Here is a 16,862-nt window from a genome sequence, read left to right as displayed (position 1 = left end):
ACAGCAAACCCGAAATGAATAAACCCTGCGCCAGCTCAGCACTCCATCTCGGCTGCAAGACGGAAATGCTGCAAGGCAACGTCAGCGCGTTTTAGTTTCTCGGAAAGGCGGGCAAGTTCCAGGTGGGCAGCCCGGCTCGGAGCGATCGACAGCGAAGCCTCAATATAGCTCTGCGCCTTGCCCCACAGCTGAACCTGCAGGCAGAGCCGGCCCAGGGCCAGCAGCAGCCGGGCATCGTCGCGGTGGTCGCGCAGCCAGGCTTCGGCAGCGGCGATGCGCTCGACGACATTCCCCCCTTCGAGCCGACCATAGAGCTCGGCCAGAGACGAATCCCAGTTCGCGTCGAGCGCATGCTGAAGAGCCTCAGAGGCCAGAGCGCTCTCGCCCGCGGCATTGAGCAGCGGCGCCGCATCGCGGACCAGCGACAGATCCTCGCGCTCAGCGCGCGGGATCTGCCGCCAATGGCGGCCCAGCTCCGCAGCCTCGCTCTCGCGCAAGGTTTCAAGGTGCGCGCGGCGGATCAGCGGCGCAGCCTGATCCGCGGTCAGGGCATGGTGCTTCGCAAGCTGGCGGGCCAGGCGCAACACCTCCCCCCACTGACCGAGCGCGGAGCAGGCCTGCAGCGACAGACGCAGCGCCGCGATATGCCGGTAGCCGCCCGAACGCAGGCTCTCCAGACGCTCGGCAGCGATATCGAAACGACGGTCCGCAACGGCGAATTCCGCTTCGGTCATCAGACGCGCGATCCGGACCTCGTCATCGCTCTGCGCCGCTTTCGCGAGCCACTCTTCGCAGCGGACGAACTCGCGCAGCGCGTGCGCGGCGCGCGCCGCGATCAGCGCCGCGAGGCCGCGCGACCACCCCGACTCCCAGGCCGCTTGAGCCTGGGCGTAGGCGCGCCCATAGCGTCCTTCGAGCAGATAGCGCTGCGCATCGCGCAGGCTCTGCCGGGCGTGCATGCGCTTTTGACGGTCGCGAAAAGCGGCGACCGCCGCGGGCAATTCCAGCGTACGGATCACGATACGCAGACCCGAATAGCCGACAAAGAACACGACGAGGCTCACAATGGCCAGCAGGTTCAGCGAAATGTGCAGCCGCCAGGGCGACCACACGAACAGCGCATAGGCGTCGTTATAGCGGGCAACGATTGCCAGACTCACGGCCAGCGCAAAGATTCCGATCAGCCACAGCAAGGCACGCATCCGGGCCTCCTCAGCGCGAGCCCGCGAGGCGCGCATTGCGCAGGTTCGCGAGCGATTCGTTGAGATTGGGCAGTTCGAGCGAGAGCCTGACCGACTGCATCTTCTTCAGCTCCGCGAGCCTCTGCGCGACATCCCGGTCGGCTGTATCGAAATAGCGCTCGATCCAGACCCCGGCCTGCTGGGTATCGTCCCTGAACACCCGGCCGTCGCGCTGCAGCAGCGCGAGGCGAGCCGAGAGCAGGCGCAGCCTCAGGTTCTCGCGCAGGAACACCGCCTGGCTCGGCGAAAGCAGGGCCGGATCGGGCCGGTCGAGACGCTCGACGCGGATCACCTGCTTCACTTCGTTCCAGAAATCGGCAAGCAACGCCGAGAAGAACCCGGGCTCCTCGACCGGCGCGGCAGAGGCCGCGACGGCGACGGACTTAGCCCTCTTCGCGTGCAGCTGCTTGCGCGAAGGCTTGGGCGGCGAATGCTCGAAAGCCAGAGGCAGCGCATCAACGCGATCGATCAGGTTCTCGAGCGCAAGCCCCAGCGTCGAGGTGTCGGCCATCGGCAACGCTTTCAATTTCTCGATGTCGCGTCCTATCGATTTCCTGAGCGGCAACAATTGGGGGCGCGACAGATCTGCCAGACGCGCATCGGCGCTCTGCAGCGCGATCAAAGCCGCCTGGACATTGCCGGCAAGCTGCAGCTGCTGCTGGGCGATGTTGAGCGCCTGCTCGACTTCGGCCAGCACCGCTTCGTCGCGCGAACGCGACAGATCCTGGTAGAGCGCCTCGAGCGCGGCCTGCTGGCCCTGGGCCTCGGAGAGTTTCGCCTCGATGACGGCGAGACGGTTGCCCTGGGCCTGGATGCGCTCGACCGCGTCACGGGACTGGGAGCGGACTTCCCGCGTCGCGGCGTCGGACTCGCCCAGACGAAGCGCGACCTGCTGCTGCAGCACTTCGAGGCGCGTACGCATCTCCAGCCACTGCCAGGCGAGCAGGATCAGCGCGATCAGCGAGATGACGACGAAAGGATTGGCGACCAGAGTGCGCAGGCGATTGCGCGGCGCGACCGGAGCCGATTCGGGCAAACTGGTGGTGTTGTCGTTTTCCATGCCGCAATGATAACCATAACCGGAGCGATCGCCGGCGTCGTTGAAGTATCGCGCGATCCCGGCCAGCAAACCCGGATCCGCAGCATCAGTCTGGATCACTTCCGTGAAACCGGCCATTTGCGCCGCCTCGACAATACGCGGATGCGGCGCAAAGACGGGCAGCGCCTTGAGTCCGCACTCGCCTTCGAGCGCGCCCCCCAGATGGCGGGCCGCTTCGCTGCTGGTCAGCGTGATCGCGGCGAGCCGGCCTTCGCGGAACGCGCTCTGCAGTTCGGTGACCGGAACGGGAAGAAGCTGGCGCCGGTAAGCGCGCAGATGCACCACCGCCCCCCCGCGCCGGATGAGTTCATCGGCGATCAGTTCACGCCCGCCCTCGCCGCCGACGATCAGGACTTTGCGCCCGCGAATCGCCTCCGCGGAGAATTCGGGCAAGGCCAGCAGACCTTCAGAGTCGAAGCGGATTTCGGGGCTCAGCACTTCGGAAAATCCGGCCTCGCGCAGAACCCTGGCCGTTCCGGGCCCTGGCGCGGCAAGCGCGAGCGACGCGGGCCAGGCGCACCGGGCGCGGATCGCGGCCAAGCCCAGCTCGACCGCGTTGGCGCTGACGAAGACGGCGCAGCAGAAATCGTCCAGCGCCACCAGGATCGCGTCCAGGTCTTCGGGCTCAGCAATCGCCTCGATGCCGATCAACGGCAGCACCCAGGGGGTGAAGCCCGCCGCGCTCAGACCATCGGCGAAAGCCACCGCCTGGGCCGCGGGCCGGGTCACCAGGATCACCGGCGATCTCATTCAGCCCCCGAGCGAGGCGAGGATCTCGTCGGCCCCCTCGCGCCTGAGCGCTTCGGCGAGCGTGCGGCCCAGCGTTTCGGCTTCGCCGATCGGACCGCGCGCCTCGGCCCGGGCGAAGCGTTCGCCATCCGGGCGCGCGACGAAACCGCGCAGCCAAAGCCCTTCGCCTTCGGGCACCGCGAAAACGCCAATCGGCACTTCGCAGCCTCCGCCCAGCGCTTCAGTCGTCGCCCGCTCGGCGCACACACAGCCCGTCGTCAGCGGATCGGCGAGCGGCGCGAGCCAGGCGGCAAGATCAGAGCGCTCCCCGACGATCTCGATCGCCAGAGCGCCCTGCCCCGCCGCGGGGAGCGAGACCTCGGCCGGCAGCTGCATTCTGATCCGCCCGGCCAGATCCAGCCGGATCAGACCCGCCGCGGCGAGGATCACCGCGTCGAACTGCCCTTCGTCGAGTTTGCGCAGCCGGGTGCCGAGATTGCCGCGCAATGGGCTCACCGCGAGCCAGGGATGGTTCGCGTGGATCTGCGCTTCGCGGCGCAGGCTGGACGTGCCGACCACCGCGCCCGGCGGCATCTCGTCGAGCGACGCATAGCGGTTCGAGACGAAAGCGTCGAAGGGCGTCTCACGCGCGAGGATCGCCGCGATCGAGAAAGGCTGGGACAGTTCGGCCGGCACATCCTTCATCGAATGCACGGCCAGATCGGCGCGACCGTCGAGCAACGCCGCCTCAAGCTCCTTGACGAAGAGACCCTTGCCGCCGACTTTCGCGAGGCTGCGGTCGAGGATCTGGTCTCCGCGCGTCGTCAGACCCAGCAGCTCGACCCGACAGCCCGGATAGAGTGCTTCGAGCCGCGCCTTGACGTGATGGGCCTGCCAGAGGGCCAGCGGACTCTCGCGGGTCGCGATGCGGATCAGTTCGGGGGCAGCGTGGCTCAATGCGGTCTCCAGAGGGAAAAGCAACACTGTCGCGATGTTACCACTGAGCAATTATTGACCCTTGAGCGAGGGCTGAAGACGGGTAAAATTGCATTCGCGTCGCCTCCGGCTTGCTGCCTCGACAGCGCGCACGTGACATCGGCCGCCACTGCCGACTGCCGTCCTGGGGCCTCCCCCCTCCCCCCTGTACTAGCGCATAGACAATGAGTGATCTGGACAAGGACCTTCCGCTGAAAGAAGACATCCGCCTGCTCGGGCGGATTCTCGGTGACACCGTACGAGCACAGGAAGGCGAAGCCACTTTCGATCTGATCGAGAGAATTCGCCAGACTTCGATCCGCTTCCGTCGCGACGACGACAGCGCGGCGAGGCGCGAACTCGAATCAATGCTCGACGCGCTCTCGCGCGACCAGACCATTCATGTGATCCGCGCTTTCAGCTATTTCTCCCATCTGTCCAACCTTGCCGAAGACCAGCACCACATCCGCCGCTCGCGCGCCCATGCGATCGCCGGTTCGACTCCGCGCGTCGGTTCGATGGCCCGCTCTATCCAGGCTGCCTTCGAAGCCGGAGTCAGCAAGCAGCAGATCTCTGAATTCTTCGACGACGCTTTCGTCGGCCCGGTCCTGACCGCCCACCCGACCGAAGTGTCGCGCAAGAGCATCCTCAATTGCCAGATGCGGATCTCCCAGCTGCTCGACTCGCGCGACCGGCTGGAGATGACGCCCGACGAGACCTACGACAACGAGCAGTGCCTGCGCTCGTCGATCCTGACGCTGTGGCAGACCCGGATGCTCAGGCCCACGAAGCTCTCGGTGCTCGATGAAGTGCAGAACGGCCTGTCCTTCTACCGCTACACCTTCCTGCATGGCGTGCCCCGCCTCTACAACGCGCTCGAAGACCTGCTCGCGAAGTACGACGAGAGCAAGGCAACCCAGGAGCTGCCGCCCTTCCTGCGCATGGGCAGCTGGATCGGCGGGGATCGCGACGGCAATCCCTTCGTGACCGCCGATGTGCTGGATCAGGCGCTGAAGCTGCAGGCCACGGTCGCCTTCGAATTCTATCTGCACGAGCTTCACCAGCTCGGCGGCGAACTGTCGCTGGGCCAGCTGCTGGTGTCGGCCTCGGACAGCCTGCTTGATCTGGCCGACCGCTCGGCCGACCGCTCGCCCCACCGCAGCGACGAGCCCTACCGCCGCGCGGTCGCCGGCATCTACGCCCGCGTCCATCAGACCGCGTTCGGCCTGCTCGGCGAGAACATCGGCCGCCCGCCTATCGGCACCGGCGAGGCCTATGCGACGCCCGAAGCGCTGCTCGAAGACCTCGACATCATCCATCGCTCGCTGGTCGCCAACGGCTCGGCCACGATCGCCAGCCGCCGCCTGCGCCGCCTGCGCCGCGCGGTCAAGGTCTTCGGCTTCCATCTGGCCACGATAGACCTGCGCCAGAACTCGAACGTGCACGAGCAGACGGTCGCCGAACTGCTCGCCGCGGTCCGCCCCGGGCTCGACTACCTCGCGCTTGACGAGGATGCGCGGATCGAACTGCTGCTCGAAGAGCTGGCGACACCGCGCCCGCTCGCCTCGCCCTACATCGAATACTCGAAGCAGACCCTGGACGAGCTCGCGATCTTCCGCACCGCCGCCCGGGCCCACAAGCTCTACGGCAGGGATTGCATCCACAATTCGATCATCTCGATGGCCGAAGGCATCTCCGACATGCTCGAGCTGGCGGTGCTGCTCAAGGAAGTCGGCCTGCTGCGTCCGCACGAGGACGCGCTCGACGTCAATATCGTGCCGCTCTTCGAGACGATCGAAGACTTGCAGGTTGCCGCGGGCGTCATGGACCGGATGTTCTCGATTCCCGCCTATCGCACGCTGCTCGCCTCGCGCAAGCAGACCCAGGAAGTGATGCTGGGCTATTCGGACAGCAACAAGGACGGCGGTTTCCTGACTTCGGGCTGGGAACTGTACAAGGCTGAGATCCAGCTGATCGAAGTGTTCAAGCAGCATGAAGTGAAGATGCGCCTGTTCCACGGCCGGGGCGGCTCGGTCGGTCGGGGCGGCGGTCCCAGCTATGATGCGATCCTGGCCCAGCCGGGCGGCGCGGTTCAGGGCCGGATCCGGATGACCGAACAGGGCGAGGTGATCTCGTCGAAGTACGCGAACCCGGAAGTCGGGCAGCGCAACCTCGAAGTGCTGGCTGCCGCGACCTTTGAAGCGACCGTGCTGGCCCACCCGGGCGCCGCTCCGCGCGCCGAGTACCTCGAAGTGATGGACAGGCTCTCGGACCTGGCCTTCAAGGCCTACCGCGGCCTCGTCTACGAGACCGAAGGTTTCGAGCAGTACTTCTGGGAATCGACCGTGATCTCCGAGATCGCGAACCTCAATATCGGCTCGCGCCCGGCTTCGCGCAAGAAATCGACCGCGATCGAGGATCTGCGCGCGATTCCCTGGGTGTTCTCGTGGGCCCAGTGCCGGCTGATGCTGCCGGGCTGGTACGGCTTCGGCTCCGCAGTCAAGGCCTTCGTCGCCGAACGCCCGGACGGCATGGCGATTCTGCAGGCGATGTACAAGGAATGGCCTTTCTTCGCCTCGACCCTGTCGAACATGGACATGGTCCTCGCGAAGAGTGACATCGCGATCGCTTCGCGCTATGCGGAGCTGGTTCGCGACGAGGCGCTGCGCAACGCGATCTTCCCGCGCATCCGTGGCGAGCATCAGAGCACGATAGCCGTGCTGCTCGAGATCTCCGGCCAGAAGGAGCTGCTCGACGGCAACCCGCTCCTGAAGCGCTCGATCCGCAACCGCTTCCCGTATCTCGATCCGCTCAACCACGTCCAGGTCGAGCTGCTCCAGCGCTACCGCGACGGGCACCAGGAAGACCGGATCAAACGCGGCATCCACCTTTCGATCAACGGCATCGCGGCCGGCCTGCGCAATTCGGGCTGATCGTCCTCGCTCCAATAAAAAACGGCGCCCTCGGGCGCCGTTTTTGCTGGGATCCGGAGCGGTCCTACTCACCCACCTCGCTGCCCAGCAAGGCGGTGCGCACCGTCGGCCACTGGCGGCGGCTGACCGCCAGGCGTTCGGGGTAGCCCTGGATCTTGACCAGCCACTGCTCAGCCTCGTCGTCCCGCTCGAAGCCGGTCACCTTGTCGCGGGCGACCAGACAATTGCGGTGGATGCGCACGAAGCGATCCGCAAATTCGCTCTCCAGCTGAACCAGGGATTCATCGAGAAGAAAATCGCGCTCGGCGGTGAAGGCGGTCACATATTTGAGCTCGGCCTTCAGGAACAGGATCTCGGCGACCGGAACCAGCGTGATGCGTCCCCGCTCGCTGGCCGCGAGATGGCGCCGGGGCTCGGCCATCTTGTCGAGCACCTCGCGCGGCGGAGGCTGGCTGACTCTGGCCTTGGCCAGCGCCAGCGCCAGCCGCTCGGCGCGAACCGGCTTGAGCAGATAGTCGATCGCATTCAGTTCGAAAGCCCTGACCGCGTACTGGTCATAGGCCGTCACGAAGACGATCCTCGGCGACTCGGGCTGGCGCATCAGGTGCTGGGCCAGTTCGATTCCGTTCATGCCCGGCATCTGGATGTCGATCAGCAAGAGCTCGGGCTTGAGTTCCTCGATCAAGCGCAGGGCTTCGAAACCGTTCGCAGCCATACCGACGATATGAGTGGGCTGACGGGCGGCGATATCGCCCAATACGTCACGCAGGCGCGTGCGCGCGGGCGCTTCGTCGTCGACGATCAGGATAGCGAGCGGATTCACTTTTCCTCCTTCTTCAGCGGCAGTCGGATATGCACTTCATAACATCCATCGCGCGGACCATTTTCCATATGCGCTTCGAGGTCGAAGAAAAGCCCCAGACGCTCGCGGATGTTCGCGAGCGCCATCCGGTTGCCGCTCAGGTGCTTGATTTCTCCGCCCAGCGGATTGACCACCCGGATGTGCAGATCGCGCCCCCTCTGAGCGATCCGGACATGGATCTCTCCGGGTTCGGCCAAGGGTTCGACTCCGTGGTAGACGGCATTCTCGATCAGCGGCTGGAGCATCAGGGGGGGCACCAGCGCGTCAAGCGGGCAGTGGCGAAGATCCCAATCCATTCTGAGCCGCTCGCCGAGGCGCAGCCGCTCCAGATCCAGGTAACGGTTCGCGACATCGATCTCCTGCTGCAGCGTCACGAGTTCGCGGTTCTCCTGCATCAGCGCGCGGAACAGATCGGCCAGCGATTCGAGCGCCTGCTCGGCCCGCCGCGGGTCGGTGCGGATCACCCCCAGCACCGCATTGAGGCTGTTGAAGAAGAAGTGCGGCCGGATCCGCGCATTCAAGGCCAGCATCCGCGCTTCGGCGATCGCCGGAGCAGCCGCGCTCATCCGCCAGTGCAGATAAGCCATCGCCAGCGAAGCCGCGGCGCAGGTCCACAGACTCCAGCGCAGCGGTGACTGCGGCTCGCTCAGACGCACGAGCCAGGGAAAACAGAGCAGCAAACTCACCTCGGCCAGGACAATGGCGCAGATCGCAACACAGCGAAAACTGTAACGGCGCAGCCATGGCGCGAGCGCATAGAGAACGGTCAGGCACAGCATCAGCGGCCATTCGACTATTCCCGCCATCTCGACCGAACCGCCGACCCAGGAGACGAGATCCTCGCTGCCCACCGCGACCGTCAGCAACACCAGCAGATGGATCAGCAGCAGCGTGCGCACCAGCATGCCCGGGTTGCGAAAATCGGGCGGTGGGACGCGCACTGCGCTCGAAGCGGGAGAAAGGGGCTTTTGCCGTATACTTGCCATCTCTGGATGCGCCGTCTGGCGCCATGTTCCGCGCGGACTCACCGCGCGCTTTCGGATCCCTATTATGACAGAGCGCTCTCCTTCTCAGCCCGCCAAAGCGTGGTCTGGCCGTTTCAACGAACCCGTCTCGGAACTGGTCAAGCGCTTCACCGCTTCGGTCTTCTTCGATCGCCGGATGGCCGAGCAGGATATCCGCGGCTCGCTCGCTCACGCGAAAATGCTCGCTAAACAGGCGATCATCAGTGCCCAGGACCTCGCCGACATCGAACGCGGGCTGTCCCAGGTACAGCAGGAAATCCGCGACGGCCGCTTCGAATGGAGTCTGGATCTCGAGGACGTGCACCTGAACATCGAGAAGCGCCTGACCGCGCTGGTCGGCGATGCCGGCAAGCGTCTGCATACCGGCCGCTCGCGCAACGACCAGGTCGCGACCGACATCCGCCTGTGGCTGCGCGACACCGTCGATGAAGTGATCGAACGGCTGGCGGGCTTCCAGCTTGCGCTCAGCGATCTCGCCGAACAACACGCCGCGACGCCGATGCCCGGCTTCACGCACCTTCAGGTCGCCCAGCCCGTCACTTTCGGCCACCATCTGATGGCCTACGTCGAGATGGCGCGCCGCGACGCCGAGCGCCTCGTCGACGCCCGCCGCCGCATCAACCGCCTGCCCCTGGGCGCTTCGGCTCTGGCCGGAACCAGCTATCCGATCGACCGCGAGTTCGTCGCTCGCGAGCTCGGCTTCGAAGGCGTCTGCGAGAATTCGCTCGACGCGGTCTCGGATCGCGACTTCGCGATCGAGTTCACGTCAGCCGCCGCGATCGCGATGGTGCACCTCTCCCGCCTCTCCGAAGAACTGATCCTGTGGATGAGTCCGCGGGTCGGCTTCATCGATCTGGCCGACCGCTTCTGCACCGGCAGCTCGATCATGCCGCAGAAGAAGAACCCGGACGTGCCCGAACTCGTGCGCGGCAAGACCGGCCGCGTCAATGGCCACCTGATCGGGCTTCTGACGCTGATGAAGGGCCAGCCCCTCGCCTACAACAAGGACAATCAGGAAGACAAGGAACCGCTGTTCGACACCGCCGACACGCTGCTCGACAGCCTGGCCATCTTCACCGACATGGTCTCGGGCATCCGCGTAAAGCCCGAAGCGATGCGCGCGGCGCTCAAGCAGGGCTTCGCGACCGCAACCGAACTGGCCGACTACCTCGTCAAGCGCGGCCTGCCCTTCCGCGACGCGCACGAAGCGGTCGCCCGCGCGGTTCGCGAAGCGGAAACCCGCGGCTGCGACCTGCCTGAGCTGCCTCTGGAAGTACTGCGGAGCTTCTCGGCACTGATCGGCGAGGACGTCTATGCCGTGCTGACCGTCGAAGGCGCCCTGGCTGGCCGCAATCATATCGGCGGCACCGCGCCCGAACAGGTTCGCACCGCGATCGCCCGCACCCGCGCCCGTCTGGCCTGAACGATGTCGCTGCCCCCCGAGCTCGCCGACGCGATCGAAGCGCTGATCCGCGCGCAAACGGGCAGCGCTTTCCGGATTGAGACCGCCACCGCGCAGCCCGGCTCCTCCGTCGCAGCGCAGTGGCGCATCGAGGGTGCGGGCAGCCGCTTCTTCGTCAAGACCGCCGAGGCTTCGCGCGCCCCGCTCTTCACGGCCGAATGCAATGGTCTCGCCGCGCTCGCCGCGAACGGTGCCTTCCGGGTACCTCAGGCTCTGGGCTGCGGCGAGGATCAAACCCACGCTTTTCTGGTACTCGAGCACCTGGATCTCGTCAAACTCACGACCGAGCACGCCCAGCAGGCAGGAGAAGCGCTGGCTGAGCTGCACCGGGACGAGGGCGAGCACTACGGCTGGCCTTCCGACAACTTCCTCGGCAGCTGCGCCCAGTCCAACAGCGAGACCGAACACTGGCCCCTGTTCTTTGCCGAGCACCGCCTGAAACCCCAGCTTGAGTGGGCCCGAGCGTCCGGCTTCAGAGGGGAGCTGCAGCAGATGGGCGAGCGGATCTGCGAAAAGATCGGCGCGTTCTTCCTCGAATACCGGCCGCGCGCCGCGCTGCTCCACGGTGAGCTGTGGTCGGGCAACATCGCGATGCTCGCCGACGGCACGCCGGTCGCCTTCGATCCGGCGGTCTATCGCGGCGACCGCGAGACGGATCTGGCGATGAGCGAGCTCTTCGGCGGTCTGCCAGAAGGTTTCTATGCGGCCTATCGCCGAGCCGCTCCGCTCAATGCCGGCTATGAGACGCGCAAGACGCTCTACAACCTCTACCCCATCCTCAAGCAGCTGAACCTCCGCGGCTCAGGCTACCTGCGTCAGGCCGAGTGGATGGCCAGGACGCTGGTCGATCACCTTCGCCATTGAGTGTGTCGAGATTTTTGACAACTGAAGGCAAAAGCACACTACCTCCCCCGACAAGAGCCATCAAGCCACTGATTTTCAATAAGTTTTCCGACCTCTCCCCATACGCACGCTTCTTGCTTTGAACACGGTGACGTGCGGAGCCAAAGCGCCGGCGTGACGGATTTTGCAGTCATGCTCAGCCTTTCGCTGACACAATGCAGACCAATCCACGGGACAGAGCGCCATGATCGATCAAGACTCAGCACGGCAGGATTCCTCCGCCTCAGCCGGCGAGAACAGCGCAGTCAGACCCATTTCCGCACCCCGGCGCAAGATTCTGGTCGCCGGCGGCACGATCGCACCGATCGTGCTGACTCTGGTCAGCCGTCCCGTTCTCGGCAACGGCGGTCAGTGCATCTCGCCCTCGGCAACGCTGTCCACATCGCTAAGCCACAAGGAACAGAAAATCGGGACCTGCTCCGGCAAGTCCCCGGGTTACTGGATGAATCACCCGGGAGATTGGCCGATCTCGACGAGCACGACCTTCTATTCCATCTTCGTTGCCAAAGGTCCGACTCATTTCTACAGAACGGTCGGGGTGAGCGAAGTCCCGATGACGATGCTCGAAGTGCTGCAGGCCAATGGCACCGTCGATCCGCAGCAGATGGGCGCGTATTTCACGGCGGCCTACCTGGCAATCCTGAAAGGCTGGATCAGCCCGCGCGCGCTCGATCAGGCCAAACTGATCGCAATGTGGACGGACTGGGCCTCGACGGGCTACTACCACCCCTATGCCGGCTCGACTGGCTGGGATGCGGGTCAGATCAAGAGCTACCTGACCAGCAACTACATCGTCCTGTAGGCCGGGTTCTGTACATGGATAGAGGGCGCTGGCTGAGCCACGAATGGGATGACGGTTGCGTGCTGTTTGACCGATCGAGCGGAGACACCCATGCGCTGGATCCGCTGTGCGCCGAAGTGCTCGGTTTCATCGAGACGGACTGCATCGATCCTCGCCTGATCAGCGAGAAGCTCGCGGCCGGGCTGGGCGTCCAACCATCGGAACTGCTCCCCGGCGTCGAGGCTGCCTTGACGCAGCTGCGCCAGAGGGGAATCGCTTGAATCCCCGTCTCGATCAGCTGAGCGGCCGAGCTCTGCGCAACAAACTCCACGGCCCGGGTCTCTTCGTCCAGACCGGCCCGCTCATCTTCGCGATCCGCAGCCGCGAAGCGGCGATCGCCGAAGCGCTGCCCCGGCTCTACCCCGAGCAACGCCTGGCGGACGAGGACTTCGCCGATTTTCACGTCGAAGTGCGCCGTGTCCCCGGCCTGCGCGGCTGGGTCAAACCGCAGATCGAATTCCTGATCGACGGCAGCTCCCCTTTTCAGCCCCTCCCCCAGGCCCAATCCTTCGCGATGCTCGAATGGGGAATGAACTGGTGCATCGCCGCGCTGTGCCACCAGTATCTGGTCATCCACTCCGCGGTCGTCGAAAAGGACGGTTTTGCCGCGCTTCTTCCGGCCCCTCCGGGATCGGGAAAGAGCACCTTGACCGCCGCGCTGGTTCAGCGCGGCTGGCGGCTGTGCTCGGACGAGCTGACCCTGATCGATCCGGCGAGCGCAAAAGTCATCGCACTGGCCCGTCCGGTCAATCTGAAGAATCAGTCGATCGACGTGATCCGCGCTTTCGCGCCCGAAGCGGTGTTCGGCACCGCGCTCGCCGACACACAGAAGGGACGGGTCTGCCACATGAAGCCCCCGCCGGACAGCGTCGCCCGCGTCGATGAGGCGGCCAGCCCACGCTGGATCGTCTTCCCGCGCTGGGAAAAGGACGGCAAAGCCCAGCTGCAAGCGAGACCCCGCTCTGCTTCCTTCATCGATCTCGCCGAGAACGCGTTCAACTACAGCCTGCTCGGCGAACTCGGCTTCACGACGCTGACGAAAGTCATCGATGCGAGCGAGACCCTGTCTCTGAGCTACGGTCGGCTCGACGAAGCGGTTGCCCTCTTCAACGGCCTGGCCGAGGGCGCACGATGAGCCGCGACCTTCTGACGGCTCTGCTGTGCGCCCCGCAAGGCGCGGCGGGCTTGAGCCTTGCCCAATGGGACGGAGTGCTCAGACTCGCACGCAGCGCCAACCTGATCTCCCGGCTCGCCTTCGATCTCAAGGCACAGGGCCTGCTCGAAGCGGTACCGCCCCAGGTTCGCGCCCACCTGATCGGCGCACTGACGGTCGCCGAGCGTCAGAAGACCGCGACCCTGGCCGAAGTCGAACATGTCCGCGCCGCGCTGGCCGAGGGCGGAATCCGGCTGGTTCTGCTCAAGGGCGCGGCCTATCTCGCCGCCGGTCTTCCTGTGGCGCGCGGTCGCGTGTTCGGAGACATCGACCTTCTGGTGCCGCGCGCCCAGCTTCCCGAAGCTGAATCGGTGCTGCTCCGAAATGGCTGGGTCTCCAGCCACCTCGACGCCTACGATCAGCGCTATTACCGGACCTGGATGCACGAGCTGCCGCCGGTTCGCCATCTGCGGCGGGACAGCGTGCTGGACATCCACCACAACATCCTGCCCCTGTCGTCTCGTCAGCCTCCCGACGCCGCGCGGCTGCTCGAAGAAGCCGTCGCAGTCTCACCGGGCGTGTTCGTACTCGCGCCCGTCGACATGGTTCTGCACAGCGCCTGCCACCTCTTCCACGAGGGCGAGCTCGAAAAAGGCCTGCGCGACCTGCTCGACCTGGACGGCCTGATCCGGCACTTCGGCTCGGCGCCGGACTTCTGGCCGCGAATCGCCGCGCGCGCCGAAGCGCTTCACCTCGCGCGACCGCTGCGCTATGCGTTGGCGATGTGCCGGCAATTGCTAGCGACGCCGCTGCCCGCCTCAGCCCAGGCGCTCGCCGGAGACTGGCCAAGAGGGGCGCGCGAGACGCTGCTCGATCAGGCCTACCGCCGCGCCCTGAGGCCCCACCACCCGCTCGCCGACGACTTCTTCAGCCCTCTGGCGCGCGCCCTCCTCTACCTGCGCGGGCACTGGCTCAGGATGCCGCCTCTGCGGCTGCTCGCGCACCTCTCGCGCAAGGCCTGGCTGAGCTGGACGGGGCTGGACGGCAGCAAACCCACCGAGCTCAAAAAAGACCCGGGCGTCTGAGCCCGGGTTTGCGTTCGCGTCAGCTGCGGCGCGGATGCACGCGCGAAGCCGCGCTCTTCGCCCGCTCCCGAGCCGTCTCGACGTCATCAGCTGTCGCGATCGCGACGCCCATCCGGCGCTTGACGAAGGACTCCGGCTTGCCAAAGATTCGGACATCACTCTCGGGAAGCAACAGCGCTTCGGCGACTCCCTCATAGACGATTGCCTTCGCATCGACGCCGCCGTAGATCACCGCGCTCGCGCCGGGTCGCGCCAGAGCTGCGTCGACCGGCAGACCGAGGATCGCGCGGGCGTGCAGCTCGAATTCCGAGAGGCGCTGAGAGACCATCGTCACCATCCCGGTGTCGTGCGGGCGCGGGCTCACTTCCGAGAACCAGACCTGATCGCCCTTGACGAAGAGTTCGACGCCAAAGAGACCCCGCCCGCCCAGAGCCCCAGTCACCTTGTCGGCGATCTCGCGCGAGCGCTCGCGCGCGAGATCGCTCATCGCCATCGGCTGCCAGCTTTCGACATAATCTCCATCGACCTGGCGGTGGCCGACCGGTTCGCAGAACGAAGTCTCGATCGCACCGGATGCGCCCGTCGCGCGCACGGTCAAAAGCGTGATCTCATAGTCGAAATCGACAAAGCCTTCGACGATGACCCGCCCCTGCTTGACCCGCCCGCCGGTCGCCGCGTACTCCCAGGCCGCGTCGACATCCGCGGCGCTGCGCACGACCGACTGGCCCTTGCCCGACGAGGACATCACCGGTTTGATCACGCAGGGCGTACCGATCTTTGCGACCGCGGCGCGCATCTCGTCCAGAGTTCCGGCAAAAGCATAGGGCGAAGTCGGCAGGCCCAACTCCTCGGCAGCAAGGCGACGGATGCCCTCGCGGTTCATCGTCAGCTGCACCGCGCGCGCGTTCGGCACGACTTCGGCGAGGCCCTCGGCCTCGATCCGGGCGAGCTCGTCGGTCGCGATCGCCTCGATCTCGGGCACGATCAGCGCGGGCTTCTCCTTTTCGACGAGCGCGCGCACCGCGGCAGCATCGGTCATGTCTATCGTGTAGGCGCGATGGGCGACCTGGTGGCCGGGCGCGTCCGGATAGCGGTCGACGGCGATCACTTCGCAGCCGAAGCGTTGCAGGGCGATGATGACTTCCTTGCCCAGTTCGCCGGAGCCGAGCATCAGGACGCGGGTCGCGGAAGGGCTGAGCGGAGTGCCGAGGATCATGGTTTTCTCCGTGGGAGAGCAAAACAGTTTGTCGGGAATGCGAAGGGGCGCCCGCGGGCGCCCCGTCCTTGGGTCAGTGCATCAGCTCTCAGGCGTGCGTTTCGCGCGGCTGAGGCAGGGCCTGGTTCAGCAGCACGGCGAGCACGCCGCACAGGCTGATGCCCTGCAGGCTGAAACTACCGATCGTGACGCCGAGGCCGCCGATGCCGGTCACCAGCGTCACCGACACGATGCACAGGTTACGCGGGTTCATCAGGTCGACCTTCGCATCGAGAATGGTCTTCAGGCCGATGCCGGCGATCGAACCGAAGAGCAGGACCATGATGCCGCCCATGACCGGCAGCGGGATCGAGCTGAGCAGCGCGCCGAACTTGCCGACGAAAGCCATCAGGATCGCGAAGCAGGCCGCCCAGGTCATCACGGCCGGGTTGTAGTTGCGGGTCAGCATCACGGCACCGGTCACTTCACCGTAGGTCGTGACGGGAGGGCCGCCGAAGCAGCCGGCCGCGGCAACTGCGAGGCCGTCGCCGAGCAGGGTGCGGTGCAGACCGGGCTTGTCGGTGAAGTCCTTGCCGACGACCGAACCGATCGCGAGGATGCCGCCGACGTGCTCGACGATCGGTGCGATCGCGACCGGGATCATGAACAGGATCGCGGACAGGTTGAACTCGGGATGGCCGAACTGGGGAAGCGCGAACCACGGAGCGGCCATCACCTTGCCGAAATCGACGATGCCGAACATCACCGAGGCGACATAGCCGACCGCGACGCCGACCAGGATCGGCACGAGCTTGAGCAAGCGGCGGGCCCAGATCGCGGTCAGCATCGTCGCGAGCAGCGAGATGCCGGCCACCGCGATCGCGGTCTGGTAGGGCACGGCCTGGGTATCGCCGGCCTTGCCGCTGGCCATGCTGACGGCGACCTGGGCGAGGCCCAGGCCGATCACCATGACGACGGGGCCGATCACGACCGGCGGCAGCAGCCGGTGGATCAGGCCAACGCCGCGCCACTTCACGAGCGCCGACGCGACGAAGTAGAGCAGGCTCGCCGAAGCGAGCGCACCGAGCGTCGCCGGCATGCCCCAGTGCTGGACCGAATAGACGACCGGGGCAATGAAGGCGAAGCTCGAACCCAGATAGATCGGCACCTGGCGCTTCGTGCACAGCTGGAAGATCAGCGTGCCGATGCCGGCACCGAGCAGTGCGAGGCTGGGATTGAGTCCGGTCAGCAGCGGCACCAGCACGGTGGCGCCGAACGCGACAAAGAGGATCTGGGCACCGGAGAGCGCGGTGCGCCAGACGGGTTCGGGGGTGGCGGTCATGAAGGCCTTTCCAGGGT

The 16,862-nt window shown here is 65.8% G+C and carries 14 protein-coding genes; 7 read left to right on the top strand and 7 right to left on the bottom strand.

Annotated features, from left to right (window positions below; all coding sequences use genetic code 11):
- Positions 1–35: 35 nt before the first annotated feature.
- The 3 genes from ACHFB9_RS06335 to hemC are packed head-to-tail and all read right to left on the bottom strand — an operon-like array spanning position 36 to position 4,026.
- Positions 36–1,202, bottom strand: coding sequence for a heme biosynthesis HemY N-terminal domain-containing protein (locus ACHFB9_RS06335; RefSeq protein WP_417070335.1), 1,167 nt, complete (start codon positions 1,200–1,202; stop codon positions 36–38).
- A 10-nt stretch (positions 1,203–1,212) separates the two neighbouring features.
- Positions 1,213–3,090: a fused uroporphyrinogen-III synthase HemD/membrane protein HemX gene (hemDX, locus tag ACHFB9_RS06330; RefSeq protein WP_417070333.1), complete on the bottom strand. Its 1,878-nt coding sequence runs from the start codon at positions 3,088–3,090 to the stop codon at positions 1,213–1,215.
- The gene (gene hemC, locus ACHFB9_RS06325; RefSeq protein WP_417070331.1) at positions 3,091–4,026 is read right to left on the bottom strand and encodes a hydroxymethylbilane synthase; all 936 of its coding nucleotides are present in this window, start codon (positions 4,024–4,026) and stop codon (positions 3,091–3,093) included. It lies immediately after the preceding gene.
- A 203-nt stretch (positions 4,027–4,229) separates the two neighbouring features.
- Here hemC and ppc point away from each other — a divergent pair, with 203 nt between their 5' ends.
- Positions 4,230–6,977: a phosphoenolpyruvate carboxylase gene (gene ppc / locus ACHFB9_RS06320; RefSeq protein ID WP_417070329.1), complete on the top strand. Its 2,748-nt coding sequence runs from the start codon at positions 4,230–4,232 to the stop codon at positions 6,975–6,977.
- A 64-nt stretch (positions 6,978–7,041) separates the two neighbouring features.
- Here the strand turns inward: ppc and ACHFB9_RS06315 are convergent, their stop codons facing one another.
- Together ACHFB9_RS06315 and ACHFB9_RS06310 are read right to left on the bottom strand one after the other, a co-directional pair.
- Positions 7,042–7,800, bottom strand: coding sequence for a LytR/AlgR family response regulator transcription factor (locus ACHFB9_RS06315; protein WP_417070327.1), 759 nt, complete (start codon positions 7,798–7,800; stop codon positions 7,042–7,044).
- Positions 7,797–8,780 carry a sensor histidine kinase gene (locus tag ACHFB9_RS06310; protein ID WP_417070325.1) on the bottom strand — a complete coding sequence of 328 codons (984 nt, stop codon included), beginning with the start codon at positions 8,778–8,780 and terminating at the stop codon, positions 7,797–7,799. The genes ACHFB9_RS06315 and ACHFB9_RS06310 overlap by 4 nt, the downstream gene beginning before the upstream one ends.
- A gap of 109 nt (positions 8,781–8,889) precedes the next feature.
- Between ACHFB9_RS06310 and argH the strand changes: the two genes are divergently transcribed.
- From argH to ACHFB9_RS06280, 6 genes are all read left to right on the top strand, one after another.
- The gene (gene argH, locus ACHFB9_RS06305) at positions 8,890–10,287 is read left to right on the top strand and encodes an argininosuccinate lyase (protein ID WP_417070323.1); all 1,398 of its coding nucleotides are present in this window, start codon (positions 8,890–8,892) and stop codon (positions 10,285–10,287) included.
- Positions 10,288–10,290: 3 nt separating this feature from the next.
- Positions 10,291–11,190: a fructosamine kinase family protein gene (locus ACHFB9_RS06300; protein ID WP_417070321.1), complete on the top strand. Its 900-nt coding sequence runs from the start codon at positions 10,291–10,293 to the stop codon at positions 11,188–11,190.
- Positions 11,191–11,413: 223 nt separating this feature from the next.
- On the top strand, positions 11,414–12,031 hold the full coding sequence (locus ACHFB9_RS06295) for a hypothetical protein (protein ID WP_417070319.1): 618 nt from the start codon (positions 11,414–11,416) through the stop codon (positions 12,029–12,031).
- A gap of 14 nt (positions 12,032–12,045) precedes the next feature.
- Positions 12,046–12,291, top strand: coding sequence for an HPr-rel-A system PqqD family peptide chaperone (locus ACHFB9_RS06290; protein ID WP_417070317.1), 246 nt, complete (start codon positions 12,046–12,048; stop codon positions 12,289–12,291).
- Complete coding sequence (locus tag ACHFB9_RS06285; RefSeq protein ID WP_417070315.1) at positions 12,288–13,205, top strand: HprK-related kinase A; 918 nt, start codon at positions 12,288–12,290, stop codon at positions 13,203–13,205. Before ACHFB9_RS06290 ends, ACHFB9_RS06285 begins: the two co-directional genes overlap by 4 nt.
- Positions 13,202–14,308, top strand: a complete 1,107-nt coding sequence (locus ACHFB9_RS06280; RefSeq protein WP_417070313.1) for a nucleotidyltransferase family protein — start codon at positions 13,202–13,204, stop codon at positions 14,306–14,308. The genes ACHFB9_RS06285 and ACHFB9_RS06280 overlap by 4 nt, the downstream gene beginning before the upstream one ends.
- Positions 14,309–14,327: 19 nt before the next feature.
- Here ACHFB9_RS06280 and purT read toward each other — a convergent pair whose 3' ends face one another.
- Positions 14,328–15,524 (bottom strand): formate-dependent phosphoribosylglycinamide formyltransferase, encoded by a 1,197-nt coding sequence (purT, locus tag ACHFB9_RS06275; protein ID WP_417070312.1) that lies wholly within the window; start codon positions 15,522–15,524, stop codon positions 14,328–14,330.
- A gap of 88 nt (positions 15,525–15,612) precedes the next feature.
- Entirely contained in the window at positions 15,613–16,845 is a 1,233-nt protein-coding gene (locus ACHFB9_RS06270) for a uracil-xanthine permease family protein (protein ID WP_417070310.1), read from the bottom strand.
- Positions 16,846–16,862 lie beyond the last annotated feature (17 nt).

The organism is Niveibacterium terrae, from assembly GCF_048213115.1.
GTDB lineage: Bacteria > Pseudomonadota > Gammaproteobacteria > Burkholderiales > Rhodocyclaceae > Niveibacterium > Niveibacterium terrae.
The sequence above is the reverse complement of the archived record's forward strand: the minus strand, read 5'-3'. Positions and strand labels throughout refer to the sequence as shown.